Below are 25,970 nucleotides of genomic sequence, written 5' to 3' on the forward strand. Positions count from 1 at the left end.
TACAATGAAAGGTAGGTAATATTAATCAAATCGGCAAGCCATGGCGGAGTAGTCAAGTTTTATCCCACTTTAAGCATAAAAAAAGCTCCACTTGGAAAAGTGGAGCTTTTTTTATGAGTAGTAACAAATGAATAATAACTATTTGGAGGTTAACGTTATGCCCACCACTGCACCAGTTACGTCTTCTCCGTCGTTTGGCTTGCTTATGATATACAAATCATGAAGCTTTCCGTCCGTTACCGGTTCGAAATTGATCGTGAACATGCTGGCGTTCATTCCAGCAGCAGATGAGGTTCCTGATGTCGACGAGGCTTCACCAATTTTTTTGCCATCAACTGCATCAAGGCGAACTTCGAACGTATAGCCTTTGGCCATCGGTTGCTGGCTGCCAGTCATAAAATCGGCCCCGCTAACGTCGGTTAAATCAATGTTGCCAAGGCTGAACGATCCGGTTGCATTTGGCAAAAGCAGAAGGTTCATGCCGTTGAATGACATTGTAGTGTAGCCATCGAGGTTGCTCGCCTTTGTCAAATCCAACTTGCTGCTCTTCAGTCTCAAAGTGGATGAACCAACCAGAGGTTTGATATTGGCACCACCCTTGTCAGTATAGCTAGCTCTAATAATCAGCGAGCCATTGTCCATTGGCTTTTTGTCCAGTGTGGGCTTCAGCGATCCGGTTGCAGGAAGTGACTTGCCAGCCTCGGTATCATCAGCCAATGAAAGCACCCAGCTAATAATTGTTTTTGCATCACTTTCCTTCAGGCCGGGGTGGGCTGCCATTGCCACATCACCCCATACGCCAGTTCCTCCGGCGATCACCTTTTGGGCTAGCATATTAAGTGCGTCAGGATTGCCTTTGTATTTTTTGGCCACATCGATGTATGCGGGTCCAATCGATTTTTCAACCTCTTTGTGACAAGCCTTACAATCCAGAGAGTTCATCATGTTCTTCCCGATCATGTTCTCCGAAATTACCTGATGGCCTTGAGTTGCCTCTGCCTGGTCGGTGCTTTCGATGTAGTCGGCTGACACAAACAGGCTTGCCATATCTGGTTCTGACGAATCGTCGCTGTCACTTACTGTTACGGCATACTCCACATTTTTTCCTGGGAAATAGAATGACTTGTTGCCTTTTACACTAATTGTTACATCAGGCGCTGCATTGCCAGCATAAACTGAGATCGAACTACTTTTAGCGGTCAATTTAGCCGGATCACTTGCTTCTACTGTAATGGTATAGTCGCCAATTTTTGAGTAGGTATAGGTAACTTCAGGAACGGTTGTCTGCTGCGTTTCTCCGTTGCCAAAATCCCATGTGTAGGTAAGCTTGTCTCTTTCAGGGTCGCTGGCCTTTGCAGTTACAGTTACTTCAAGTGGCAGTGTGCCGGAGCTTTTATTAACAGCTATTTGCTCTACCGAAGGCGCTCTGTTGCCACCATTAAAGTCCACTCTTGAAAGTGCAGCATCGTCATTTTTAGCGAACCAGCCATTTCCATACTCAAGCAAATAGAACTTTCCGTCAGGGCCTACTTCCATATCAATCAATGAGTTGAATTTGGTATGCTCCATGAAGGGCTCCATTTTCTCATAGTCGCCATTAGGGTACATGGTCACAGCTTTGATCCAACCACGGATCCAGTCGTAGATGAAAAGTTTGCCGTTGTAGTAATCAGGGTATCTCGTAGCGGCGGGGAACATGTCAGTATAATAGACGGGCCCGGCCATTGCGTTTCTTCCACCGGTGGCCACCTGGGGGAATTCTTTGGAGGCAGCATATGGATACCAAATGAATGCTGGCGCTACAGGAGGAAGCTCTTTGATACCCGTGTTGTTTCTTGAATCATTTACCGGATGTTCAGCATCGAACAGCTCTCCGGACTCTCCGGTGGCGTAGTTGTACTGACGGTAAGGATAGTTCTTGCCTACAAACATGGGCCAGCCGAAGTTCCCGGCCTTGCGTGCCTGGTTTAGCTCGTCGTAACCACGTGTGCCCCGCACTTCCATGCTGTCGTTGGCAGCGTCCGGCCCTACTTCACCCCAATAGAGGAAGCCGGTTTTCTGGTCAATAGAAATCCTATACGGGTTGCGGTTTCCTTGCACGTAAATTTCTGGTCGGGTACCTTCAGTGCCTATAGGGTACAGGTTGCCGTCGGGTATTTCATAAGAACCATCTTCCTTCACCCGGATCCGCATGATTTTTCCACGCAGGTCATTGGCATTGCCTGAGCTTCTTCTTGCATCATATTGCTCATGCCCTGGTCTGTCGTCGAGTGGACCAAAGCCATTGTTGACATATTTGCCGCCTGGCTCGTTAAAAGGAGTCGAGTTATCACCAGCCGAAACATAAAGAAGGCCATCTTTATCAAAGGCAATTGAGCCACCTGTGTGGCAGCAGATTCCCCTTTGCGAGTAAAATTCCAACACCACTTTCTCCGATGCAAGGTCAATTTTGTCATTTGCATACTTGAATCTGGATAGCCTGTTAACCGAGGTGTCCTTTGGACTATAGAAAATGAATACATTATTGTTAGTGCTAAAGTTGGGATCTTTCTGAATGCCCAGAACTCCTTCTTCAGCATTCACTCCCTTCACGCCACTCTGATGGTAAACATCAAGCTTGGCGGCTTCACTAATTTCTCCAGTGCCGTTTTTGTAAAGCAGGATTTCACCCCTTCTCTGAGCAATAAGAATGTCAAAGTTGGGCAGGATTGTCATTTCAGTAGGCTCGTAAAATACCCCTTCGGCGAGCATTGTTTTTGTGAATCTATTTTCCTCGGGGGCCCTCAGACTGGTTGCCTTTGAATAGTCAAGTTCGCTGTTGTCGCCAATGGCATACTGAATCCCTGCCAGTATATGCTTGAGGTAAAGTTCTTCTGTGTAGGACTCATCTGTATGGCCCAGGGCTGTGTAGTAGGCACGGCCTCCGTCATAGTCGTGGTACCAGGCCATCGGGTGGTTGCCTATTTTGGCCCCGCCTTCGTAGCTATCCTCGTCGATGGTCATTACCACGTTAGTGTTAGGATTGAGGTTTTTATAGCTATAGAACTCGTCGGTTTTTGTCCACTTTTCAGGTAGGAAGCTGGTGCTTGGGTGCGACTTGTCAACTATATTCAAAACGCCTTCCTGCACATTTGGGCTTTTGTCGTTGATGCCTGGGTGATCGAGGAAGTAGCCCCCCACTAATTTGCCGTACCATGGCCAGTCGTATTCAGTGTCGGCAGCGGCATGGATACCCATGTATCCTCCACCGGCCTGGATATATCTTTCAAAATCAGCTTGCTGGTAGTGATTGAGCACATCACCAGTGGTGCTGAGGAAAACAACTGATGAGTAGTTCTTCAGCGAGTCCTCGTTGAAGTAATCTGCATTTGTGGTGGTGTCCACCTCAAAACCGTTTTCAGCCCCCAGCTTTTGGATAGCTGCAATGCCAAAAGGGATAGAAGTGTGGTGCCAACCGGCGGTTTTACTGAAGACTAAAACTTTAGCAGGCCCTGATTTTTTTGAGCAAGAAAGGAAAGTCAGCGTTAAAAAAGCCACCAGGAAAAGGCTTTTTATGATAGACAAAGGGTGTTTCATCGAACGTAATTTTTATGGGTATGAGACGATTGAACTAAGCTTAATTTGTTTCATTAACACAATAAACCGAAATTATGTATAAAAACTTCCCAAGATAAAAGATAGGATCGTAAAAGTGGCGTTTTTGCATTCCGCAAAACGGTTTTTTTACAAATGGTGACATTTTCTGGACGACTAATTGAGTTTCGACGATATTACATTTTGTCTGGCAGAAATGTTTTTAGTGCATTAGAAGTAAATAGTTGCCGCCCGCCCGTCAGGATAGTGCAGGATGCTTGCAAATTCTCTATCTTCTAGCTTCAAAAGATTTAGAACACACCTACCTACATTATGACGAATCAATCAAAAGAAGCTATAGTTTCTGAGGAATACGAAAGGGAGCCCGTGCCAGCGTCGGCACAGAAGGGATGGACAAGTTTCCTTGGGATGTATGCGGGGGAGCATGCCGCAGGAACAGAGTTTGTCATCGGGCCCTTGTTTCTTACAGCGGGAGTCAGCGCTTTTGATTTGCTCATTGGCTTGCTACTTGGCAACTTCATGGCGGTGTTGAGCTGGCGATACCTTACTGCTGAGCTGGCAGTGAAGTACCGCACCACGCTTTATTTTCACCTGGAAAAAATAAGTGGAAGAAAATTGGTCATTGTATACAACCTGGCCAATGGCATCTTGTTCTGCTTCCTGGCCGGTTCAATGATTACGGTGTCCGCTACTGCCGTCGGTATTCCTTTCGATATGGATATGCCTAAGCTTACTGACACGATGCCAAACGGGATTACCTGGGTATTGATCGTGGTGGGGTTAGGGATCGTTATTTCATTGATTGCTGCCAAGGGCTACAACACGGTTTCCAAAGCGGCTAACTGGATGTCGCCGGTGATTGTGCTCGGTTTTGTTGCAGCGGGCATTGTAGCTGCCAATCAGCTTGGTGTGAGTTCTTTTTCCGATTTCTGGAATATTTGGGGAGAAGGCACTGAGCCGTTTCCCGGCCAAATCAAGTATACGTTCTGGCATGTAGCCATATGGTCATGGTTTTGCAACGCTGCCGTGCACATTGGCATGTCAGACCTAACGGTCTTCAGGTTTGCAAAAAAGGCAAGCTCAGGCTGGACTACTGCGGCAGGAATGTACGTGGGGCACTACATGGCTTGGATAGCCGCTTGTTTGCTTTATGCAGTTTATTTGAGGGCGCCGGAAACGCAGGCCATTTTGGCAAGTGGCGAAGCGCCGTCCGTAGCGCCCGGGCCACTGGCTTACAATGCACTTGGTGTTTTTGGAGTCATCGTGGTCATTCTGGCTGGCTGGACAACAGCTAACCCGACCATTTATAGAGCTGGGCTTGCCTTCCAGGCAATCATGCCGAAAGTGTCAACTTTCTGGGTGACTATCCTGGCAGGCGCACTGGCAACAATTGCCGGTCTGTTTCCGGCGTTTGCCATGAAGTTACTTGACTTTGTGGCGGTGTATGGATTTATACTGGCGCCGGTAGGAGCCATCATTGTCTTTGAACACTTCTTCGCTAAAAATTGGGGTATACAAACGTTCTATGCTGAGAAATCGGGCATTGGGTTCAACATTGCAGTATTTGTTGCATGGGTATCTAGTGTCGGCTTGTTCTACTTTATATCTGTTCAAAAAGGCGTGTTTCTTAGCTTTTTGACACTTCCCGCATGGTTGCTCTGTGGGTTTCTTTACCTGTTTATCAGTAAGCTGACTCAGAAGAAAGGCTTATGATTTGAGGGGCGGCTTGCGTAGTACAAAGGGAAAGGGTATTTTAAGATTTTGTTGTTAACAAAACACATACCCTACACCTACACATGCTTACACTACTGATTATTCTTGTGGCGCTGGCTTTCATACTGATTGCCATCACAAAGTTTGACATCCACCCCTTTCTTGCACTTTTTGTTGGTGCCATTGGCTACGGTCTACTTTCTGGTATGTCGCCCGACCTCATCCTGAAATCCATCACCGACGGTTTTGGTGGAGTGCTCGGCAGCATCGGCCTGCTGATTCTGTTAGGCGTAATGATAGGCACCTTTCTGGAAAAAACGGGCGGAGCTCTGGTGATTGCCCAAAAAATACTTTCGTGGATTGGGGAAAAGTCAGTCATGCTGGCCATGATGATTTGTGGTTATATCCTGTCGATACCGGTTTTTGGCGATAGTACCTTCATCATGATGAACCCGATAAGTAAGTCGCTCTCCTTCAAAGGGAAGGTGCCTTACGCAGCCACAACTGTCGCCCTTACGTTAGGTGCAACTGCCAGCCACTCGTTGGTGCCGCCCACACCTGGGCCAATTGCTACAGCCGGCATTCTAAACGCCGATTTAGGAATGGTCATTTTTTGGGGGCTGATCATCAGTATCACCACTTTGATTCCGAGCTACTTCTTTGTGAAGAAATTCGTTATGAAGATTCCATTGGAGCCAGTTTTTGCAGCCAGCGAAACAGAGGAGAAAATTGGTAAACACCCCTCGGCTATCAAGTCTTTTCTGCCGATTGTTATTCCACTACTGTTGATTGTGCTTGCTTCAATAGCGAAGTACCCTACCCAACCGTTGGGTGAAGGGGCAGTTATCACAGTTATCTTATTCATTGGAAGCCCTGTGATTGCACTTCTGTTAGGAGCTTTCCTTTCTTTTGCTCTGCCGGAGAAGTTTGATAAGCAGGTGCTGTCTTCTACTGGCTGGATAGGCGAGGCATTGAAAATTGCTGCGCCGGTAATATTGATAACAGGTGCAGGCGGCGTGTTTGGAAAGATGCTTCAAAATTCTGGCATTGCTGACCTGGTAAGCACAGGGTTAAGTGGGGCTAGCTGGGGGATTTTCCTACCGTTCCTTATTGCCTTTTCGTTAAAGACTGCTCAGGGCTCTTCTACTGTGGCCATGATTACCACCGCTTCCATCATTGCGCCGTTATTGGGCACGCTTGGTCTTGATACAGAAACGATGCGGGTGTTTGCAGTGCTTGCAACTGGTGCCGGTGCCATCGCTATCTCTCATGCCAACGACAGCTTCTTCTGGGCAATGACGCAGCTCTCGGGCATGACGATCAAACAAGGGAATCAGTCGCACAGCCTGGGTACATTTATTATGTCGTTCACAGCCATTATGATGATTTATTTGATCACGCTTTTTATCTAAATTCTCTACCCTCCAAGTGGTTTTGAATCCTTGGAGGGTTGAAATGCAAACTACCTGGCTGTCCATCCGCCGTCAACAGCAATCAAAGAGCCCACCATATAGGTGGCGGCATCGCTGGCAAGGAAAATAGCTGCTCCCTGGATTTCTTTCAGCTCACCCCAGCGCTCAAGGGCCGTGGCTCCGATAATAAACTTTTTGCCATCTTCAGTGCCTGCAATGGGGGCGTTCATTTCTGTGAGGAAAGGCCCTGGGCAAATAGCATTGACGGTGATGTTGAATGGAGCAAATTCCAGTGCCAGTGCACGAGTCATCTGTACAATGGCTCCTTTGCTTGAAGCATAGGGCGTACGGTTAGGAACTCCTACCAACCCAAGTGTGCTGGCCATGTTGATGATGCTGCCTTTTCTAGCCTTTTTCATGTAGGGAGTCACCGCTCTATTGCAAAGCCAGGTGCCATTTACATTTACCTCCATCACTTTGTTGAAGTCGGCCAGTGAAAGCTCGTCGATGGGGCCACGGATATTGATGCCTGCGCTATTGATCAATATGTCGATGCGACCGAAGGTGTCCATGGCCGCTTTGGCCATGGCTTCAGTTTGCTCCTGGTTGGTTACGTCGGCAGCAAATGATATGGCTTTGACGCCGTAGGAGCTGCTAATGTTTTTGGCGGCTTCTTCTCCATCTTTTTCGGTACGGTTCACCAACACGATGTTGGCACCAGCTGAGGCTAAGCCTTCCGCCATGGCCAGCCCCAGGCCCTTGGAGCCTCCGGTAATGATGGCGGTTCTGCCTGTAAGGTCGAATAGTTTAATGCCGGGTAGTTTTTCTGTAGTCATCAGGGATATATCAAGTTTTAATAATGATCAAAAAGTAATTTCCTCAGCGCCCCGTTCAGGAGACTTTGAGCGAGTGTTAATTCTTATGAAGTGCGCTTCAAGCGCAAGCCTCATAAGTTCTCGTTGCAAACGAGAACCATGTACCTATCTTATATTCAAATTGCTGGCGCTGTATTTCAGGCAGGCCAGATTATTTTCTTCTTCAAATGCAAGTCTTTGTTCGGCTGTAAGACCAGCCACCGATGGTAAAGGCGTTTTTGAAGCCTTTTCTTTGACCATACTTAAAGTATTCGCCAGGTACTTGCCCGAAACCCCTTCAAAAACATTCCAGTAGTCGTCAGTCAGGCATGGGATTTCCAGAGGGTCTCTTGTGATCATTTCCAGGTTGAATCTGATGTCAGGGTTGTGTTTTTTGCAAACATCCACCATTTTCTTCAGATCGCAAATGCCCATACCGAGGGGTACTTCCGAAAGCAGAAATCCTTTTTCATATTCCATCACCCCCATGTCTTTCACGTGGGTGGTGAAAGCGTACGGAGCCAATGTTTCGACTACATTCATAGGTTCTTCCATGAGGGCAATGCTATTGCCAAAGTCGACGGTTACGCCCACCCATTCGCTATCGATGGTTTTGACAAAATCGACCAGCTCCGGTGCCATCCAGTCCTTATGGTTTTCGATGGCCAGTTTCATTTTGTGCTTGCGAACTATCGGTTCGGCCAACCTGACCCAGGCAAGAGAATTTTTTGCGTATTCGTCAAAGTCACTTTGCGAGTGCAGACTTTCGTACCTTCTTGTGCCAAGGCAGACGGTTCTCAAAATACTCACTCCTGCTTCCTTTGAAGCGATTACCTCTTTTTCAAAATCCGCTACTTCCTCTGCTTTTTTGGGAAGGCCAATTGATCCTTCCAGGTATAGCCCAAGTTTTTCTCTTTTGTCTCTTGCCTTTTTTGCGAAATCGCCTGTCCAGCCACGCACCACTGTTTGCACACCACCGGCTCCTATGCTGGCACAGTGCTCCATGAGTTGAATGGCGTCAGTCATGGGTGGATACTTTTTGCTTTCCGTTTTGGAATTCCACCTGGCGGCATAAGAATGCACCACAACACCCATCGGAACATCTTTTAGAAAGTCTGGCATAGCTGGAAAGGGCATGCTTAATGCCAGAGCGCCAACGCCGGCTTTTTGGAGAAATTCCCTTCTGGAGGGCCCTCCAGCGGATTTTTGATCTAAAACTTTTTCATAAGCTTTCATGGTAGTACGGTGTAAGTGTCAGTAGGTTTATTGAGCTTTTGTTTTTGCTTCTTCCTGGTCGAGTGTTTCTATATGGGTATTTAGCTCAGCAGCTGTCCACGGAACAACACGGCCCTGTGAAGTCACTCTCGTTCCTCCCACAAAGCGGCCACTGATGGCACTGGCGCTATTGCCCCACTCGTTTCTAATATAGGTCAAAATAGTCGCAATGCTTCTGTCGTCCAGGGTCGAATGTGCGGGCATCACAGGTAGTATTTCAGGAGCGTTGTACAACTTTCCAGCAACTTCGATTGGGCCTTCAATTCCATGTAATATAATCAATGCCAGGCGCTTATCGCTGCCGGTTACCCAGTCGGAGCCAGCAAGGGGTGGGGCAAAACGGCTTATTCCGGCACCGTCGGTGCCGTGGCAACCTGCACAGGTGGTGAGGTAGTTTTGCCGCCCGAGGGCAAAGGCTTCACGTTCCTGTTCATTTAATGTGTTTCCGGCAGTTTGTGCTATGGCTTCCACTTTATGTCCTGGCCACTCAAACATGGCATTTAATGAGCCGAGCTTTGCTGGATCAACAGTCACCTGTGGTTTTGTGAGAATAGCGGGGGCAGAAGCTAGCTGAATAGGGCCTTTTTTGCTGGCACTACTTTGCTGAATGGCCAGGCCTGTCAGTACAGTGTTTTCCTTCCAGCCGAATGCTGATTCGTTCACATTCAGCATTGCGAGGAGTGCACCAAGTTCTTTTGAATCTCTTTTGTTGACGATTGAGGTGGCGAGCATTTCAAGAAAGATTTCTTTTGGCTGAGACGAGCTTTCCCAGGAAGGAGAGTTCCAAAGCCGTTGCATAAAGATGAATTCCTTGTTTTCAAGGCTGCTCATAACAGCATCACGAATTAGCGGAGAATCGGAGTGGCGGGAGACAATGCCTTCCAGAATTTGTTGCGAAATGTTGGGTGACAATGCATCGGCGCTTAGAGCGATTTGTAGCACTTGTTCAATTTCAGCGGCCTCATGGCTGTTTATCAGTGCCGCCTCCACCTTTTTCTGAATGGCAATATTTGCTGAGGCTATGGGCTCCAGAATTCTTAACGCTGTTGCCTGAATCAGCGAACTTTTATCCGATATAAGACTGATTAGAAGGTCAGTGTCGCTTTGGTGAAGTCCTTCCATTGTCCAAAGGGCGTGGAATCTTGCGAGGTCGTTGGCATTGCCTGTGGCAACGGCCTTAAGCGCCGGAGTAACATCCGGGTTGTTTCGCTCAACCAAAAGACGCTGGGTCATATCTCTTTGCCAGCCATCAGGATGAGAAAGGAGGTTGACGAGTTGATCTGACGACGCTTGGGATAGCTTTTGACTGGCTGAATGCTGCCAATCTTCTGGCACCACCCGCCATATTCTTCCCATATGAATAGGCTGCTCAAGGTGACGCTCCAATGTTTTCTCTTTCAAGTAGGGCGTGGCATACTTTCCGTCCTGGATGATGCCGTGGTACATGTCCACGATATACATTCCTCCGTCGGGGCCTGGGGCGATATGCACGGGTCTGAATCTTTCGTCAGTAGAGGCAAGAAACTCAGTGCCGGGATGTGGGTCAGTAGCGCTCAACATTATACCACTTTCGCTCACAACATTTCTTTTAATAAGATTACCGGCCGGCTCGCACACAAAAGCATTGCCGTAATATTCCTTAGAAAAAACGGTGCTCCGCAAAACCATCGGAGAACAGGCTGCAGTAAACTCTATCAGCTTTTCACTGTCGTCCAGCGTACCGGGAATATACCCCCTGTTGACGGCAGGTGTGGATCGAATCGGATACACTCTTCTGTCGATCGTAAGTCCGTGGTCGATACCGGTAGATGGTTTGTGGTTTTTGTTACGGCTTAGATAATTGGGAGGTACAAGATCAGCATGCAGTTGCGACCAGTTGTAATTATAAAAAAGCCGCCCCTTGTCATCGTGACTTACTCCCCACTGGCCACGAAATTCGGTGCTGTCTCTTACCCATTCTTCATTTACCAACCGGTAGCGCAATCTCGACTTCACGTTGTAGTACCAGTTGTCGGTATTGAGAAGCAGGCCGTTGTCGGAGTGCTCAGGCATGCCATTGGAAGCATAGGTTGAATCAAGTAAGATTTTTGAATCTGCTTTAAGGTCGCCATTCAGGTCTTTTGTGGCCCAAAGTGCGTTGTTTTCAGCAACAAGCGCTCCTCCCTTGGTTAAGCCTATTGCCCTGGGCAGCGCCAGGCTGTCGAGATAGACAGTGCTTTTGTCCATGGTACCGTCTCCATCGGTGTCTTCAAGAATCGAAATCCTTCCAAGTTTGTCATTTTCCTCATGGCCCTCAATGTCAGTCATGTAGCCCCGCATTTCGACCACCCACAACCTGCCGTCTTCGTCGAATACCGCAAATACCGGCTCCTGAATCATTGGCTCGCTGGCTACCAGTTGAATCTTCAGACCAGGCTCCAACTGGAAAGTGCCTAGCTGTTCTTCAGGCGTTTTAGCCGATGAATCATCAGTGATCGGCTTGTTAGTGTCGGAACAAGCTATGAGGAAAAATGACGAAATAACAAAAGAGAACAAACGGGCCGAAGGCGTTGTATCGCAAAACTTTCTCAAGGAAAATGTATTTTATGTTTAAGCAGGTATAACTGGTCACACAAATGTATTGGTGTGTGGTTAGCTACAATTTGATACATCTTGCCTGGATACACAAGTATGTTTTACAATAACGGTATGGTAGTGGGAGTACAGATGGGCTAAAAACAGAAAAGGCTAGGACTGCTACCTTAGGCTTTTTCGGTGCTCTAGCCAGGATAAGAGCTACATCGCCGCCGCAGCCTTGACGTGATTTGAGACACCCTGCTTTACTAGCCAATTTCTCTTTTCGATGAGAATCCTAAAAAGTAATGAAACTGACGTAACCAAGAGAGTCACCTCAAAATTCTCTGCAATTGCCTCGCAGACTTAAAGCCACATTGAGATGCAATAAAATCAATAGTGTAATCAGGATTATTGAGAAGCGTTTTTGCCCTCTCTCTTCGAAGCTCAGTTAGATATTCGACAACAGTTAACCCCGTAGACTCTTTAAAAACCCGAGTCAGGTTTCTGGGGCTCATGGCTATCATTTCTGCCAATGCGTCTATCGAGTTTTCATCTCCGATGTTGTTGATAAGAAAATCCTGCACCTCATGAATTTTTGGATTAATGTGATTTCGAAAATCCAAATAAATGCTTTTTTGTGAGTGCGACTGATCACGCCTGTGATACACCACTAAGCCTCGTGCCACCTTATGAACGAAATGAGGTCCTTTCAGGGCTTCCAAAATTGCAAGCGCAAGGTCGATGCCTGCACTGATGCCTGCACTGGTATAAATATTATCGCTCTTTACATACAGGGAATCCGCCAGCACGTTCGCTTTCGGGAAACGAGCCTTCAGTTCCTCTGTTCGCCTCCAGTGGGTGGTGCATTCTCTGTTGTCCAATAGCCCGGCTTCACCTAAAAAAAAGGCGCCCGTACAAATAGAGCAAGTATTTACCTGGCTGTCCGCACATTGGCTTATCCACTTAAAAAAGTTTTTCTCAGCACCAAACTGTGCACTTCGTAAATAGTCATGGTCCGTGCCAGCCACAAACACGAAGTCGCCTGGCTGCAAATTGGCCAGCTCATAACTTTTTATTGCTCCAAACGCAACACCAGAGGTTGATATAATACCGTCATGATAACTGTAAAATTCAATCTCTGCATCAAGTCCATGCGATTTGGCTTCTATAAAAACCTGCGCAGGCCCCGCAAGATCCAATAGCTCAACAAAGGGAGGAACGATAAAGGCTACTTTCAGCATACCTGTTTTTTTTACCTAAACAAGTTACCGATAATTTCCGGACTCAAATTCACTGGGATAGGTACCTGCCAGAAAATACGTTCTTACCAGAAACCTTCCGGGTGAGTCGTTGCCTCCCCATGCTGCCTGCCTTAATGAATAACCGGAAAGCTTCAGCATGTAGTCTTCATGGGCCCGAACGTTTTTTTTGGATAACATCAATCTTCGGAACTGAAAAACTTGTTTAGTTAATTACGTTCCTGGAATCTAAGCTTCTAAAAGGTTATTCTTTTTGGATTCAGCTTTATGTAGAAGTACAAGGCCAGCAAAACATCAATTGTTATACAGAAGATATCATATCCGTCTGGTGCTACTTCGCTTACATGGGGAAAGAGAACATCCCAAAGCCCGTGTAGTGCAAGGCCTATAACCGTGAGCATGTAATTCTTTTTGTAACCCCAATACGCAAACATCAGAAAGAACGATGCCCCTGGAATTGTAAGCAAAAGAGCGTGCGGAGCGATTGAAAATCCTATATAAATAAATGGTATTACCGCCAGGCTCAATGAAGCGAAGAGGTTGAGGTCAATCTTTCGGAATATCTCAGCGAAAGCAATTATCGCCAATGTAGTGCCAAGGCCAATAAGAAAGCTTGTCATATCTTGGTTATTAGATGTTGATAACGACATTTCCTTTTTTGTGCCCTTTTTCAACATAGGCGTGTGCTTCAGCAATTCCCTCCAACGGGTAAGCTCTGTCAATTACTGGCTTGAATTTGCCTGCATCAGTAAGCTCCTTTAGAAAAACGATATCTGCTGCGGTATGATTAATTACACCCGTCATTACACTCTTTTTGCTCGTTATAGATGTCCACAGCCCCTGAAGCATTTCCGGCATACCCGCCGCACTCAAAATCATTTTTCCGTTGCTAGTGAGCGACTTTAAAGAGCGGGAAACTGATATCGCTTTGACCGTATCAAAAATTAGATCGTAGACTTCACCGTTTTGCGTAAAATCTTCGACTGTATAGTCAATCACTTTATCGGCACCCATAGATTTTACCAAGCCAGTATTCGAAGTGCTGCATACACCTGTTACAATTGCCCCGTACGACTTCGCCAGCTGAACGGCAGCACTTCCAACCGCTCCCGAGGCCCCAACTATCAGAACTTTTTGATCTGCCTTTATCATTGCCTTCTTGATAAAATGTAGGGCTGTGACTCCTCCAAAAGGAATGGCTGCTGCTTCGCTGTGCAAAACAGCAGCTGGTTTTAACGCCAGTGATCCGCCTTCCGGGAGAACGATATATTCTGCGTAAGCACCAAAACTCATATCGGCATGTCCAAAAACCTGGTCGCCAGCCTTGAAAAGTTTTACCTGTTTGCCGACAAGTTCGACTTCTCCGGAAAAAACACTGCCAAGTATATTTGTCTTAGGCTTTAGAAGGCCAAAAAATAGCCTGACTGCAAATGGGTCTGCTTTTCGCAACCGCACATCACCTGAATTAACGGCCGTAGCTTTAATTCGCAAAAGAATTTCATTGTCCTTTGGTACCGGCTTAGCCACTTCCTTGATTTGGAGAACTTCCGGAAAACCATACTGAGTGTAGACTGCTGCTTTCATTTTCTTTATTTTATTGTGTTATGAGAAAAAATGGAATTGACTCTGTTTCTATTTCAAAATTCTTTGTAGCTGACTGGCCGTTTTTAAACCACACCTGGAGGCCACGTAAGCCAGACTGTTTTCGGGATTCTTAAGAAGAGTTTTGGCCGTCTCTAGACGTACCTGGGTCAAATACCCACTAACAGAAATTCCGGTTGTTTCCTTGAACACCCGTTTCAGGTTTTCCGGACTCATTTCGGCAACTAGTGCCAGGTTCGAAATAGATGTCGCTCCTGAAAGGTTGTCGACGAGGTAGTTTTGCACGTCGTGAATTTTGATATTCAGGTGGTTTCTGAAGTCCAGGTAAATGACTTCCTTTTTGTGATCGTTATTTCTCAGATAATGGACAAGTCCTCTTGCTACCTTTTGAGTAAAAGGAGCTCCGGCCAAATCCTTAAGAATGGATAAAGCCAGGTCAATCCCTGCGGTGATCCCGCCACTCGTGCTCACGCCAGCGTTCTTGGAATACAAGACATCCGTCAAAACTTTGGTCTGGGGAAAGCGCAGTTGCAACTCGTCTACCGTTCGCCAATGCGTAGTGCATTCCAGGCCATTTAGGAGACCAGCCTCGCCCAATGCAAACGCACCATTGCAAACTGAACAGATGTTTACTTTTCTACCGGCACAGTCTTTTAGCCAATCAAAGAATTTTTTTTCTTTTCGAAATGCTGGGCTTCGGACATAATTTTGATCCATTCCTGGTACAAAAACATAATCGCCATCCTTTAACTCAGCATCCGAGAAGCTGGCGATGGTTCCAAAACCCAGCCCGCATGCGCTGACCGGGTTGCTCTGAAAAACGTAAAACTCAATATTGATTTTAAATTGGTAAAACCTGGCTTCGGTAAATACCTGAACGGGGCCGGCCAAATCAAGTAGCTCAACCGTAGGCGGGATAATAAAGGCAATAGTTTTCATGATTTGTGTTAATTCTCTGCTTGGAAATAGGAAAACAAAGTGGCATTCTTTACCATCAAACTCACACGGTGCTCAGCTTTGTGGCGGTTACAGTGTTTTGATTGCGGCATTGACAGGGCTGACTGTTTTCGTAACAATCGCACGACGCCTGTTTCTGCATTGTGTTGCTGGCGCACCTCCAGCAGGGTCGGGTTATATCGGTTGTAATTGGTAGTTGAAGAGTTTCCGCAGCAGCAACAGTCCTTTCATTCACCGAACTTGCCAGGAGAACTACATCATTTTTATAATTGAACATGATATCACCCACTGGTCTAAATCCAGCCTTTACTATTCCATTGAAAGAGCTTTGATTTTCGGGGGCCGAAATAATCCATATTCTTTCACTGACTTTTTCTTCAGCCTGTAAAATCGTGCCCAGCAGTTGAACATAGTAACCCCTGCCCCGATAAGGCTCCAGTGTTCTGAAATTCCACAGATAAGCATTCCCCTTGGGAATATCAATTTCTTTGGACAGTTCTCCGATCCGGGCTTTTTGGCGACCCAACCACCCAAACGAAACTGGCATACCTTTTAACCTCAGCACCCAGGCCTCATTGCCTTCCCGAAACCTTTTCAGAATATCTTGTTCTGTTAGATTCATTAACCTTGCCAGGGTGAGCACATCAAGCTCTCTTTTGACTGAAATATGGTTTTTCCTTTTCGGTGTTGGGTAGTCATCACCATGCCAAAACGTGAATAGTGCCATGTAGAATTTGTGTTTTTATTGTTCGGTTATTTGACCTTCATTCCGACCCCCACCTCGAGGGCGATGTTATTTATGTTGCCGTCCACAAAGTTGATGTCGGATCCTTTGACAGGCCAGGGATAAAGGGGGACATATAGGCGTCCGGTAAAAAAGTATTTTTTTAATCCTCGCTTATGACTATACATTAATCCGTAGTCTGGGCTTAATGCGCTTATGGAGGCACTTACTTTATCAACAGCGGGATTATATACCGTTTCTTTGAAGGCAGTATACTTGGCGCCAATCATCAGTAGTAGTGTATGAGTGCTTTTCCTGGAGTAGAAGGTTGTGCCTGCGCCAAACTTTTGATTGAAAGAGTAGTTATAATCGGTTTTTATATAGTTGAAATCCCGCTGAAGAAGGTTGTTAATATTAAAGGAAGTGTGTGAGGCAAGGCTTAGCCGCTTATAAGGGTTCCATTGAATCAGGCCGGCAAGCAGAAGGTCTGTTCCAAAATTGGTGTGAATGCCTATACCCGGTTCGATGGTCAGCTCTCTTGTTGGATGATCTTTCGGTGAGGCTGCCGGCTCACGTTGTGCAAACCCATATGTGGGTGCTAATACCAAGATCAATAGAGGTAAATATTTACTTGTTTTCATATTTTTATACTCGTTATCATTAGTATTTGGATTATCTGTTTTTGAAATAGTAGGTGAGCCCTTTAATGATGTTGGGGTTTTTTGAACCCATATGATCCAGGTCATCCTCCCTATTTTTTGATAGACTGATACTCGAATAGTTGTCTCGAAGGGTTTGATAGAATGCTTCAAACGGAGCTTGCATTCTGCCCAGATTCTCCGACTCGCCGATGCCAAGAAATACCAGCTGTGGTTTATCCCTGTTCCTTTCTCTGTATTCTTTTTCCAATAGCAGAGAAACTTCATCATCAAACCAGATAGATGGGCTTAGCAGAATGTAATTGCCAAACAACTGATTGTTAACGGCCAGAGCGCATGCACCAAACAAACCGCCATACGAATGGCCCAAAATCGCCCGGCTGTTTCGGGTTGTGTCTACACTAAACTCCTGCTCAATTCTCGGAACTAGTTCATTTTCAAGAAAACGTAAGAAATCCCCGCCGCCTCCTGTTGTCGGGCTGATTTTCGTAGGTGTATAGTCCAACTCTCTGTCATTACCATAGCCTATGCCGACCACCACTACATTCGTTACTGAATAACGATCGGATATTTCTTCGCAATGATTGGCAACGAAGTCAAAACTCTCTTCGCCATCCAGAACATAGATCGAAGAATGCTTTATCCCTGACGAATTGTAGTTCAATGGAAGTCCAACTTTTATCTTATAAGTGGCACCATTGAAGGTAGACTGGATGGAGAATTCCCTTGTCAGGCTCGGGTTAAATTCTTCCTCGCTGCACGACGCCAGAAATAGCACAAGCGCACCGACCAGGGCGCCCAGTGTAAGAGTTGTTAGTTTTTGCCTTTTCATAACATTGTCTTTTTGTGATGTCCTTCGACAAGACAAAGGTCAGGCTCCTGATGTTATTCGCCTAGGTCAAGAAGGCGTCATAAAAGGACAACTTAGGCGGCCAGAAAGAGAGGTGTGGAATAGCGTTGATGTAATGCGCCAAAATAGTTTGCGGAGAAGTTGACCCCCGACGCAAAAGGGGCTTTCTATAGATATTTTGGAGTATGATATTCCGGGAGACTTGAACACAAAGGAATTGCAATCCCACGTAGCAATGTTGAGCGTATTATCTCTCACTAAGCTTTATTCTTTGTCCACCCGCTGGCGGATCAAAGGCTATGTTCTCAAACCAGCTTCCATTATCGTTGATTGGGTATTTAAAAAAAGCCCAATCATTTCTGATTAGGCCTTTGAGTGATCCTGCTGGGATTAAAACCTTATTTTGTTACCTATTGGTAATCAATAAGTTGAAAAATTTGTAATGAACTTGGGTAAAGCATTGGCATAAGTGTGTGGTTCTACCAAAGCTTGGTAATTACTTCAATTCGTCTGATTGGATTATCTGGAGAGGTATTTGTTCCGACAATTGTCAGCCGTGATAGGAGTTTTATTGAGTTAGATGTTAAAGATATACCACTGGGTATTTATGTGTTGGAAGTTCATGGCGATGGATTATTTGAACAAAGTAAAATCATAATTAACCGATGATATATGAACCTGATAAACAAAGCGATAGGGCTTTTATTGGCGGCATCCAGTTTTTTCGCTTGCGGTGAAAAAGATGACCATACTGAAAGTGGTGAGCAGGATCAAGACTCGGTTAACGTCGTAGCCGAGCAATGTTTACATTCCGGAGAGCTGAAGCGAGATCTATATGCTATAGTTTCAAATATACCCAACGGCGGTGGTTTCATTTACAAGTTAGGTATTGTAGATACCACCCGAATGCGGCAATATGCAGGTGCCTGGATGCCCTATGTCTGCAATGGCTTCCCAGATAGCCTGAAACAGGAGGGCATGCAATTGCTGGTAACCATTTCTGACAAAACGGTAGGCGAGACCAGTCTCAGTGTCTCAACCATTGATTTGGTCGAGGTGACGCTCCTAAAAGATCAATTAGATAAAGATCCGAGAAATGGCGACGGTGTGTCAACTGCTGATATTAACATTTCGCAAGTTAAAGGCCCGTTTTATACTGGCTACGTCATCAATTCAACTTCAGAGTGGGAGGCGGTCAGCCAACAAACCGGTGCAACCATGGGGGCCCCTGTAGATTTTGAAAGCCAAACGCTGCTTGGCTATAAGATCATGGTAGGCGGATGCTGGCCGGGAGGCCATGTTGAATTTCGTAGATTCATCCAGGATGCCGAACATCAATTTCGGCTTGATATAAATGTAAAAAGCTACGGTCTTTGCCAGGTGGGATATGCTCGCTGGCATTGGGTCACTGTAGATAAACTCACTCCGGAAGATGAGGTTGAGTTCTCTTACAAGCAAGTGGTGATCTCTAATTGAGCATCTTAGCATCTAATAACCTGGACAGAATTTACAAATGAGTTTGCTGGTAGAAATTCAGCTTCCGCCGTCTGCTGGACATGTTTGTGACTTAGAAGGTGGGCAGTTGACCTTTTATGAAACAGCTAAAAAGGAAAAATATCTCCCAGGGTTGTTAGCTCCGACGATTCTGGGCCACCTTCAGACTTTCTTCATTCTCCGTTAAGCCGACAGCCACTTGATGAGATAGAAAATATAAAAGCCCAAGAAATTAATCTTGAGCTTTTTGAGTGATCCCGCTGGGGCTCGAACCCAGGACCCATACATTAAAAGTGTATTGCTCTACCAGCTGAGCTACGGAATCTTTTAACATTTATTAACCATCAAATAAGGAGGAATTTTGCTTTATTTGGCTGCCTTTCCTTAATTGCGCCCGTAAATGAGGTTGCAAAGGTAGTACTCTATGAATAATTTGCAAAGCTGGCATATAAAAATTTTCTTCTGTTTTTTCGTAAGCACATTTCTGACCCCAGAATATTCTTCTGCTCAGTCAGTTAGCGCTGATTTGGTGAAAGCAGATTCATTGTTTGAACTAAAGAAGTACACTGAATCATTCGACGAGTATCAACTGGTGTTTGAGGCGGGCATGGCCTCTCCACAAATGCTGATGAAGATGGCCTTTATCAAGGAAGGACTCGATGAGTATCCTGAGGCACTTTTTTATCTGACGAAGTACTATGACCTCACTCACAATAATCTTGTCCTCAAAAAAATTAATGAAATAGCCGAAAAGCAGGGTCTGCAGGGCTATGATGTAACCGACGCTGATTTTTTTATGTCGTGGTACTCGTTGTACTACGATCTCATTCTCACCGTGGTGATGACGGTGATTTTTGTACTACTGCTTTTGCAGGCTTATCGCTTCCTTAAAAAGAAAGGCTTTTCCGCAGGTGTCATGACCTGGCAGCTTGTGTTTGGCGTTGCGTTGGCCGTTGTTGTTAATTACCCTTTTTCAGACCGGGAAGCTATTATTATTGAGCCTGCTACCTATCTCATGAAAGGCCCTTCTGCCGGTGCCCCCATGCTGGAAATTGTTTCTCAGGGTCACAAAGTAAAAGTCCTCGACGCCGGCCAAATTTGGACCAAAATCCTCTGGCACGACGCTGAAGTGTACGTGAGGAGCGGGAGCTTGAAGCGGTTGGGGTAGAGAAGGGATAATACCACCATATCCTTCGGCTTCTATATGGTCTTCTTCTTATTTTTCATATCATGTTTGATTTGCTGCGAGCGGTTCTATTTTGCTGATTTTTGTCAAGGGGCCTATCTTTCGTTCAGTTAAATCCATATCCATTAGTTTCCTCACTTGTGCAACAAATGAGGAAACTATAATTTATGGTTTGTTTTCCTGTATTGTCTTGCTGAATTTGTTCTAAAATTTACATATTTATGCGTTGCTTTTATCCAAGTTATTAGAGTCTGTTTGCTTTTGAATCCCTAGCTTATGGAAAAAATTTTTACCCTAAGTAATCTGGCCTTTGGTGCTGTATTACTCCTTCTTTTCACTTCAAATAACTCTTTTGGGCAGAATGCTTCGAGTTGTTCCGAGGCTGTGGTGGCTAGTAGCGGAACCAACGCTATTCCTGCAACAGTACTAGATGGCTATTGGTATACCTACACAATTCCCGCAGATGGTAAGCTGGTTGTTTCCTCGTCAACCGACATTTATGTGAGTCTGAGCTACAATACTTGTGCTAACCGATATTATGCAGGAGCTGGCATAGGGAATGCGAGTTATGCCAGTGCCGCGGAGGGACAAGAAATTTTTATCTATTGGGATTTGGGCAGTAGTGGAGGCGATTTTGAATGGGATTTAAGCATAGTCGATCTGGAGGAAGGTGATAATTGCAGTCTGGCCAAGGTATTGGCTATAGGGGAAAATTATCTGCCTCCAACGTACGGTGAGTATTGGTTCACCTACACTATGCCCAGCGATGGTCGATTCGTAGCACAGACTCCTGATCTCGCCGGCTTTGATATTATCAGTGGTGATTGCCCCTCCAACCTCAACGGTCATATTAATGCATACGACAATATTTCAGCTGCTTTTAAGGAAGGCGAAAACATATTTTTACGTTTTAGAGTAGAGAAGGGTGGAGATTTTACATGGAGCTTCAACGTTTTAGACATGGAAGAGGGTAACACCTGTGAGTTTGCCAAGGAAGCAATGGAAGGCGCCAACGAAAACCCGCTGGGAACAACTTATGAATATTGGTACAAGTATACAAAATCTGTTGAAGGGAAGATAGTTATCGAAACCACTCCTTCCAGATCTGTCTTGGCTTATTCAAATACCTGTGACAATCTAAATTACGTTAGTAGCGGATATGGAGAGCTCTTACTAACTGATATTGGAATAGGTGAGCAAGTGTTTGTAAAGATTTACCCACAATTTGATGAAGTGGTTGATTTATCTCTAAGCGTCGAACCACTGGTGCCTGGCGATGGATGTAATTCGACCGAATTGGCTGTTGAAGGGTCAAATGCCCTTCCTTCAACTCAATACAGCAAATACTGGTATGAGTTTGTTATGCCAGGAGAAGGCAAGTTGCATGTATCTTCTGAAAATAATGCTCGAGTGACTGTCTATTCCGGTGGGTGTAGTTCTCTCATTTATGAAACTGATGGTTACGGGCAGGCCATTGCAACTGGTTTGATGTCTGGTGAAAGAGTTTGGATTGTCTGGGATACCTATAGCTATGACAACTTTGATTGGGATTTGAGCATTGAAGAGCTCTCGCAAGGCGACAACTGCTCTCTTGCTGTCACAGCAATTGATGGGGTAAATCATATCCCAGTAACCACTTTAGACTATTATTGGTACTCCTATACAGTACCAAGTACCGGGCGATTGGTGATCACGTCTGAAACAAACAACTGGATAAGTGTTCAGTCCAACTCGTGTGAACTTCTTTACGGTTTTGCCAGTGGCAACGGGAGCCTCTCTAAACCCATTTATGAGGCTGGTATGCAGCTTTTTATAAAATGGAGAACAGGCAGCGGAGGGGATTTCGATTGGAGTATCGGCGTAGAGGACTTTGAACCGGGGGACATTTGTGAAATACCAATTGATGCAACTGAGGGTTTAAACGCATTCACAACAGGGGGATACGTTGATCAGTGGTATCGCTTTGTGATGCCGAATGATCAAAAACTTTCAATCGTCAGTCTTGATCAATATTCGAGTTGTTCGATTTATACGGGAGTTTGTGAAAATTTGTACTACGAGACCGGTGGTCAAAAGGGCACATCCGTCATTGGGCTTGAGTCCGGTGACGAGGTATTAATAAGATGGTATGGCCCCAACATATTCGGCTGGTCTCTCGTTTTGGAAGATTATGAGGAAGGTGACTATTGTGAAATTGCCAAGGTAGCCGTAGACGGTACAAATGAACTACCAGCAACCAACAATCAGTATTTCTGGTACAAATATCAGGCGACTAAAGATGGAAAGCTGGTAATTAATTCCAGTTCAGGCAAGTACGTAGAGGTTTTGTCCGGTAGTTGTGATAATTACTATTGGCTAGCCTCGGCCTATGAAGACCTTACTATTCCTGAGGTTTTTGAAGGCGACGAAATAATCATTAGGTGGTCAGCAAATTCTGATGGGTTTTCTTGGGATATTTCTATCGATGAGCCACAATTGGGAGACAAATGCGCTTTGCCGGCTTTGGCTCAAATTGGTGTAAACTCGGTCCCTGAAATTTCTTCTTACTATTGGTATAGCTTCACAATGGAGGAAGAGGGTAAGCTGTCAATTCGCTCTGAGAGTGATGACTACGTGTATGTTTTTTCAAACAACTGTGGTTACCAGAATACTTTGGGTTATGGGTATGGAAATGTTGATGTGGCGAACCTTTCAGTCGGCGATGAGGTGTTGATTAGGTGGAATTACAATAGTAGCGGAGATTTTGATTGGACGCTTGGTTATGAGGCAATAGCTGATGGAGATGTGTGTTCATTGGCAATTGACGCTCAAGAAGGACTCAATTCCCTACCAAATACCTATTCTTTTTACAAGTGGTACAGTTTTACCATGCCTAAGGATGGTAAGCTGACTATTGAATCGAGTGCATATGCAGACATCACTGTGTACTCTAACTCTTGCGAGACTCTCACTTATCGGGGTAATTATTATTATGGGAAAATATCAGTTCCATCTCTAGATGAGGGTACACAGATTTTGCTTCGATGGTCTCTTGGTTATGAAGACGGGTTTAATTGGACACTTGCCGTTGAAGACGATGCGGCCGGGGATAGCTGTGACCTACCAGAGACTGCGATAATCGGGACAAATCACTTGCCAGAATCAAACTTAACCTATTTCTGGTACAATTATATAGCCCCTTCAGCCGGTAAGCTGAAGATATCAAGGGAGGTCTGGGGATCAGTAAATGTTTTTGCTGGTGCCTGCCAAAGCCTATCCTATTATGGAGGCGGGTATGGTAACGGAGATCTGCTGGTGCCAGGGTTTAACGAGGGGGATCAGATATCTATTCAATGGTATCAGGCCTCTAATTTCGATTGGAATTTGGAATTCGTACCCTACGAAACTGGCGACTTTTGTACCGATCCACTAGATGCGGTAGAAGGAACTAATACCACCGATTCAGCTCCGATTTGGTTTAAATTCACGGTGCCCGCAGAAGGCGACCTCACTATCTCCTCAGTGGGCACCACAACAACCGACACCTACCTGAGGCTTTATCAATCCTGCGGGCTTGGCAGTTTTGCCTCCAACGACGATTTTGGAGGCACCTCTCAAAGTGAGATAACTGTTACCAGCCTTGCCAGAGGAGAAGAAATATGGATGCTGTGGGATGATAGCAACAGTATAGACGGGTTTGACTGGACGATTGCCTTCGATTCCAATGTGGAGCCGTTTGATCAGACTATCACTTTCGACGCAATAAGCAATAAAACCTATGGAAGCCAATTCGATATAGTGGCTACCAGCGACTCGGACTTGGATGTATTGGTTGAAGTAATCTCTGGCCCTGCTGTTTTGGATGGTTCGTTGCTTACACTAACCGGCCTGGGAGAAGTTGTCATAGAAGCGAGTCAAACCGGTGACTACTACTTTAACCCGGCTGTGCCTGTCCAAAGAAGCTTCACAGTTAACCCTGCTCCCCTAGTAGTTAAGGCAGCCAATAAAACTATTACCTATGGTGATCCTTTGCCGAATTTGACATACTCAATAAGCGGGTTTGTAAAAGATGAAACTGAAGAGGTTATCACCGGGACAATCTCCATTTCAACCGATGCCAGTGAAATCCCGAATGTGGGTACTTATGATATAGTTACCAGTGGTGGCGAAGCAGTCAATTACAATATTTCACATGTTAAGGGTACTCTTACCGTGGAAAAACCATCGCAAACACTGACATTTGATCCACTTCCTGAAAAGACATTTGGCGATGGTGTGCTTGAGTTGGTAGCCGTCGGTGGGGCATCGGGAAACCCGGTGGCCTTTTCGAGTGGCAACACTGAAGTGGCGACAGTGGAAGGCAATTTATTGACGATAGCAGGTGCGGGAACAACCACCATTACGGCGTACCAGGAGGGTGGCGATAATTACAAAGATGCCTCAGTCGAAAGGCAGTTGATAGTCAACAAAGCCAGCCAGTCCGTAGAGTTCGCCGAGCTTACCGAAAAAATATTTGGCGATGAGGCTTTTCCCCTCTCGGCGGTCTCTTCCTCAGGATTGACCGTTTCATTTTCAAGTTCGAACACGGCTGTGGCACAGATTGAAAATGGAATACTAAGTATAAAATCTGCAGGCGAAGCTACTATTACTGCGCTTCAGCCAGGTGATGGTAATTATAACCTGGCGACAGCCACACAACTGCTTGTCATCAATAAGGCATCCCAGGCAATAACCTTTTCAGAAATTGGCCCTACCGTAGGTATATCCAATGGTGCCATAACACTTTCAGCGACAAGTTCGTCGGGATTGAGTGTTTCCTACAAGGTAATGGGCCCTGCTTCTCTTTTAGGCACAGTATTGACATTAACAGCTCCTGGCCAGGTTGAAGTGACGGCAACTCAGGGAGGGAATGTTAACTACCTGCCTGCCGAAGATGTCACGATAGGGTTCGAGGTGATTGATGATACCAATCAGAGAGCGGAGCAAACCATTTCTTTTTCTCCAATTGAAGGCAAAACCTTTAGAGATGATCCATTTGAATTAGAGGCTACGGCTTCCTCAGGCTTGGGTATTGTTTTCACAATCGAAAGTGGCCCGGCTACAATTGACGGTTCTGTTGTCACATTAACAGGGGCTGGTAGCGTAACTATTGCTGCTAATCAGGCGGGGGATGAGGAATACGCTCCAGCTTCTGAAATAACCCAATCTTTCTTGGTGGGCAAGGCTACGGCAACCATTGCACTTAGCAACTTGCAGCAGAGAGCTGATGGCGCTCCTAAAACCCCAACAGTTAGTATTGACCCCCCTTTCGTTGACTACGTAATCATATTCGATGGAGGATCTGACGAGCCTGTGGAACCTGGGAGCTATGAGGTAGTAGTGGAAGTTGAGGATACAAACTATCAGGGAAGCGCCAGCGAAACTTTCGTGCTGTCGGAAGCATTGGCAGTGAAAGATGGAGACCTGGATCTAGATGTAAAAGCTTACCCTATTCCCGTTAAAGATTACCTTACAGTTGAAATGGCTGGCTCAGCAAGAGCGACACAGGCTACTAACAAGGTCATCAGGCTGATGAATTTGCTGGGACGGGAATCGCACCGAAGTTCTTTTGTCGGGGATATAAGCACAATCGACCTTAAGCATCAGCCAAAGGGCATCTACCTTCTTCTCATAGAAAATGAAATGGGTGAGGTGCTGAAGAGAGTGAAAGTATCTAAGGAGTAAACGTTCCTTGTTGTAATAAGCAAAGCCTCGATACCTGCTAAATCTGAATCAAAATCCTCTGGCACGATGCCGAAGTGTACGTAAGGAGCGGGAGCTTGAAGCGGTTGGGGTAGGTTTTAGGATCACTTGCCA

18 protein-coding genes and 1 tRNA gene are annotated in these 25,970 nt (G+C 45.7%); 6 read left to right on the forward strand and 13 right to left on the reverse strand.

Annotated elements, in window-relative coordinates; all coding sequences use genetic code 11:
- Positions 1 to 138: 138 nt before the first annotated feature.
- The gene (locus tag RIF36_RS03440; protein ID WP_350124858.1) at positions 139 to 3,576 is read right to left on the reverse strand and encodes a ThuA domain-containing protein; all 3,438 of its coding nucleotides are present in this window, start codon (positions 3,574 to 3,576) and stop codon (positions 139 to 141) included.
- Between the two features lie 330 nt (positions 3,577 to 3,906).
- Here RIF36_RS03440 and RIF36_RS03445 point away from each other — a divergent pair, with 330 nt between their 5' ends.
- Both RIF36_RS03445 and RIF36_RS03450 read left to right on the forward strand, forming a co-directional pair.
- Complete coding sequence (locus tag RIF36_RS03445) at positions 3,907 to 5,307, forward strand: purine-cytosine permease family protein (RefSeq protein ID WP_350124861.1); 1,401 nt, start codon at positions 3,907 to 3,909, stop codon at positions 5,305 to 5,307.
- Positions 5,308 to 5,390: 83 nt separating this feature from the next.
- Positions 5,391 to 6,719, forward strand: coding sequence for a GntP family permease (locus RIF36_RS03450; protein WP_350124864.1), 1,329 nt, complete (start codon positions 5,391 to 5,393; stop codon positions 6,717 to 6,719).
- A 50-nt stretch (positions 6,720 to 6,769) separates the two neighbouring features.
- Here the strand turns inward: RIF36_RS03450 and RIF36_RS03455 are convergent, their stop codons facing one another.
- The 11 genes from RIF36_RS03455 to RIF36_RS03505 all read right to left on the reverse strand — a co-directional run bounded on the left by RIF36_RS03455 (position 6,770) and on the right by RIF36_RS03505 (position 17,437).
- A complete protein-coding gene (locus tag RIF36_RS03455; RefSeq protein ID WP_350124867.1) occupies positions 6,770 to 7,555 on the reverse strand; it encodes an SDR family NAD(P)-dependent oxidoreductase in 786 nt (261 codons plus the stop codon).
- A gap of 144 nt (positions 7,556 to 7,699) precedes the next feature.
- Positions 7,700 to 8,809, reverse strand: coding sequence for a sugar phosphate isomerase/epimerase family protein (locus RIF36_RS03460; protein ID WP_350124870.1), 1,110 nt, complete (start codon positions 8,807 to 8,809; stop codon positions 7,700 to 7,702).
- Between the two features lie 27 nt (positions 8,810 to 8,836).
- Positions 8,837 to 11,419 carry a DUF7133 domain-containing protein gene (locus RIF36_RS03465; protein WP_350124872.1) on the reverse strand — a complete coding sequence of 861 codons (2,583 nt, stop codon included), beginning with the start codon at positions 11,417 to 11,419 and terminating at the stop codon, positions 8,837 to 8,839.
- Positions 11,420 to 11,733: 314 nt separating this feature from the next.
- Positions 11,734 to 12,645 (reverse strand): GlxA family transcriptional regulator, encoded by a 912-nt coding sequence (locus RIF36_RS03470; RefSeq protein ID WP_151999604.1) that lies wholly within the window; start codon positions 12,643 to 12,645, stop codon positions 11,734 to 11,736.
- A gap of 24 nt (positions 12,646 to 12,669) precedes the next feature.
- Positions 12,670 to 12,843, reverse strand: a complete 174-nt coding sequence (locus RIF36_RS03475) for a hypothetical protein (protein ID WP_350124874.1) — start codon at positions 12,841 to 12,843, stop codon at positions 12,670 to 12,672.
- Positions 12,844 to 12,899: 56 nt separating this feature from the next.
- The gene (locus RIF36_RS03480; RefSeq protein ID WP_350124877.1) at positions 12,900 to 13,283 is read right to left on the reverse strand and encodes a DUF6010 family protein; all 384 of its coding nucleotides are present in this window, start codon (positions 13,281 to 13,283) and stop codon (positions 12,900 to 12,902) included.
- Positions 13,284 to 13,293: 10 nt separating this feature from the next.
- On the reverse strand, positions 13,294 to 14,247 hold the full coding sequence (locus RIF36_RS03485; RefSeq protein WP_350124880.1) for an NAD(P)-dependent alcohol dehydrogenase: 954 nt from the start codon (positions 14,245 to 14,247) through the stop codon (positions 13,294 to 13,296).
- 48 nt (positions 14,248 to 14,295) lie between these two features.
- Positions 14,296 to 15,204, reverse strand: a complete 909-nt coding sequence (locus tag RIF36_RS03490; RefSeq protein WP_350124883.1) for a GlxA family transcriptional regulator — start codon at positions 15,202 to 15,204, stop codon at positions 14,296 to 14,298.
- A gap of 61 nt (positions 15,205 to 15,265) precedes the next feature.
- Entirely contained in the window at positions 15,266 to 15,949 is a 684-nt protein-coding gene (locus RIF36_RS03495; protein WP_350124886.1) for a GNAT family N-acetyltransferase, read from the reverse strand.
- A 26-nt stretch (positions 15,950 to 15,975) separates the two neighbouring features.
- The gene (locus tag RIF36_RS03500; RefSeq protein WP_350124910.1) at positions 15,976 to 16,692 is read right to left on the reverse strand and encodes a hypothetical protein; all 717 of its coding nucleotides are present in this window, start codon (positions 16,690 to 16,692) and stop codon (positions 15,976 to 15,978) included.
- Complete coding sequence (locus RIF36_RS03505; RefSeq protein ID WP_350124889.1) at positions 16,619 to 17,437, reverse strand: alpha/beta hydrolase; 819 nt, start codon at positions 17,435 to 17,437, stop codon at positions 16,619 to 16,621. The genes RIF36_RS03500 and RIF36_RS03505 overlap by 74 nt, the downstream gene beginning before the upstream one ends.
- 489 nt (positions 17,438 to 17,926) lie before the next feature.
- Between RIF36_RS03505 and RIF36_RS28420 the strand changes: the two genes are divergently transcribed.
- Together RIF36_RS28420 and RIF36_RS03510 are read left to right on the forward strand one after the other, a co-directional pair.
- Positions 17,927 to 18,124, forward strand: coding sequence for a T9SS type A sorting domain-containing protein (locus RIF36_RS28420; RefSeq protein WP_502880834.1), 198 nt, complete (start codon positions 17,927 to 17,929; stop codon positions 18,122 to 18,124).
- Positions 18,125 to 18,127: 3 nt separating this feature from the next.
- On the forward strand, positions 18,128 to 18,931 hold the full coding sequence (locus RIF36_RS03510) for a hypothetical protein (RefSeq protein WP_350124892.1): 804 nt from the start codon (positions 18,128 to 18,130) through the stop codon (positions 18,929 to 18,931).
- A 270-nt stretch (positions 18,932 to 19,201) separates the two neighbouring features.
- On the opposite strand, the gene RIF36_RS03515 is transcribed toward RIF36_RS03510, so the two are convergent.
- Positions 19,202 to 19,274: transfer RNA gene (locus RIF36_RS03515), tRNA-Lys, on the reverse strand.
- A gap of 99 nt (positions 19,275 to 19,373) precedes the next feature.
- Between RIF36_RS03515 and RIF36_RS03520 the strand changes: the two genes are divergently transcribed.
- Together RIF36_RS03520 and RIF36_RS03525 are read left to right on the forward strand one after the other, a co-directional pair.
- A complete protein-coding gene (locus RIF36_RS03520; protein WP_350124895.1) occupies positions 19,374 to 20,117 on the forward strand; it encodes a hypothetical protein in 744 nt (247 codons plus the stop codon).
- Between the two features lie 294 nt (positions 20,118 to 20,411).
- Positions 20,412 to 25,838: an MBG domain-containing protein gene (locus RIF36_RS03525; protein ID WP_350124898.1), complete on the forward strand. Its 5,427-nt coding sequence runs from the start codon at positions 20,412 to 20,414 to the stop codon at positions 25,836 to 25,838.
- The last annotated feature ends 132 nt before the right edge of the window (positions 25,839 to 25,970 follow it).

Source organism: Imperialibacter sp. (assembly GCF_040222815.1).
In the GTDB taxonomy this organism is placed as follows: domain Bacteria; phylum Bacteroidota; class Bacteroidia; order Cytophagales; family Cyclobacteriaceae; genus Imperialibacter.

Coding starts and splice junctions, on each gene's coding strand:
- RIF36_RS03440 (WP_350124858.1), bottom strand. CDS start 3,576: ATGAAACACCCTTTGTCTATCATAAAAAGCCTTTTCCTGGTGGCTTTT.
- RIF36_RS03445 (WP_350124861.1), top strand. CDS start 3,907: ATGACGAATCAATCAAAAGAAGCTATAGTTTCTGAGGAATACGAAAGG.
- RIF36_RS03450 (WP_350124864.1), top strand. CDS start 5,391: ATGCTTACACTACTGATTATTCTTGTGGCGCTGGCTTTCATACTGATT.
- RIF36_RS03455 (WP_350124867.1), bottom strand. CDS start 7,555: ATGACTACAGAAAAACTACCCGGCATTAAACTATTCGACCTTACAGGC.
- RIF36_RS03460 (WP_350124870.1), bottom strand. CDS start 8,809: ATGAAAGCTTATGAAAAAGTTTTAGATCAAAAATCCGCTGGAGGGCCC.
- RIF36_RS03470 (WP_151999604.1), bottom strand. CDS start 12,645: ATGCTGAAAGTAGCCTTTATCGTTCCTCCCTTTGTTGAGCTATTGGAT.
- RIF36_RS03475 (WP_350124874.1), bottom strand. CDS start 12,843: ATGTTATCCAAAAAAAACGTTCGGGCCCATGAAGACTACATGCTGAAG.
- RIF36_RS03480 (WP_350124877.1), bottom strand. CDS start 13,283: ATGACAAGCTTTCTTATTGGCCTTGGCACTACATTGGCGATAATTGCT.
- RIF36_RS03485 (WP_350124880.1), bottom strand. CDS start 14,247: ATGAAAGCAGCAGTCTACACTCAGTATGGTTTTCCGGAAGTTCTCCAA.
- RIF36_RS03490 (WP_350124883.1), bottom strand. CDS start 15,204: ATGAAAACTATTGCCTTTATTATCCCGCCTACGGTTGAGCTACTTGAT.
- RIF36_RS03495 (WP_350124886.1), bottom strand. CDS start 15,949: ATGGCACTATTCACGTTTTGGCATGGTGATGACTACCCAACACCGAAA.
- RIF36_RS03500 (WP_350124910.1), bottom strand. CDS start 16,692: ATGACCTGGATCATATGGGTTCAAAAAACCCCAACATCATTAAAGGGC.
- RIF36_RS03505 (WP_350124889.1), bottom strand. CDS start 17,437: ATGAAAAGGCAAAAACTAACAACTCTTACACTGGGCGCCCTGGTCGGT.
- RIF36_RS03510 (WP_350124892.1), top strand. CDS start 18,128: ATGAACCTGATAAACAAAGCGATAGGGCTTTTATTGGCGGCATCCAGT.
- RIF36_RS03520 (WP_350124895.1), top strand. CDS start 19,374: ATGAATAATTTGCAAAGCTGGCATATAAAAATTTTCTTCTGTTTTTTC.
- RIF36_RS03525 (WP_350124898.1), top strand. CDS start 20,412: ATGGAAAAAATTTTTACCCTAAGTAATCTGGCCTTTGGTGCTGTATTA.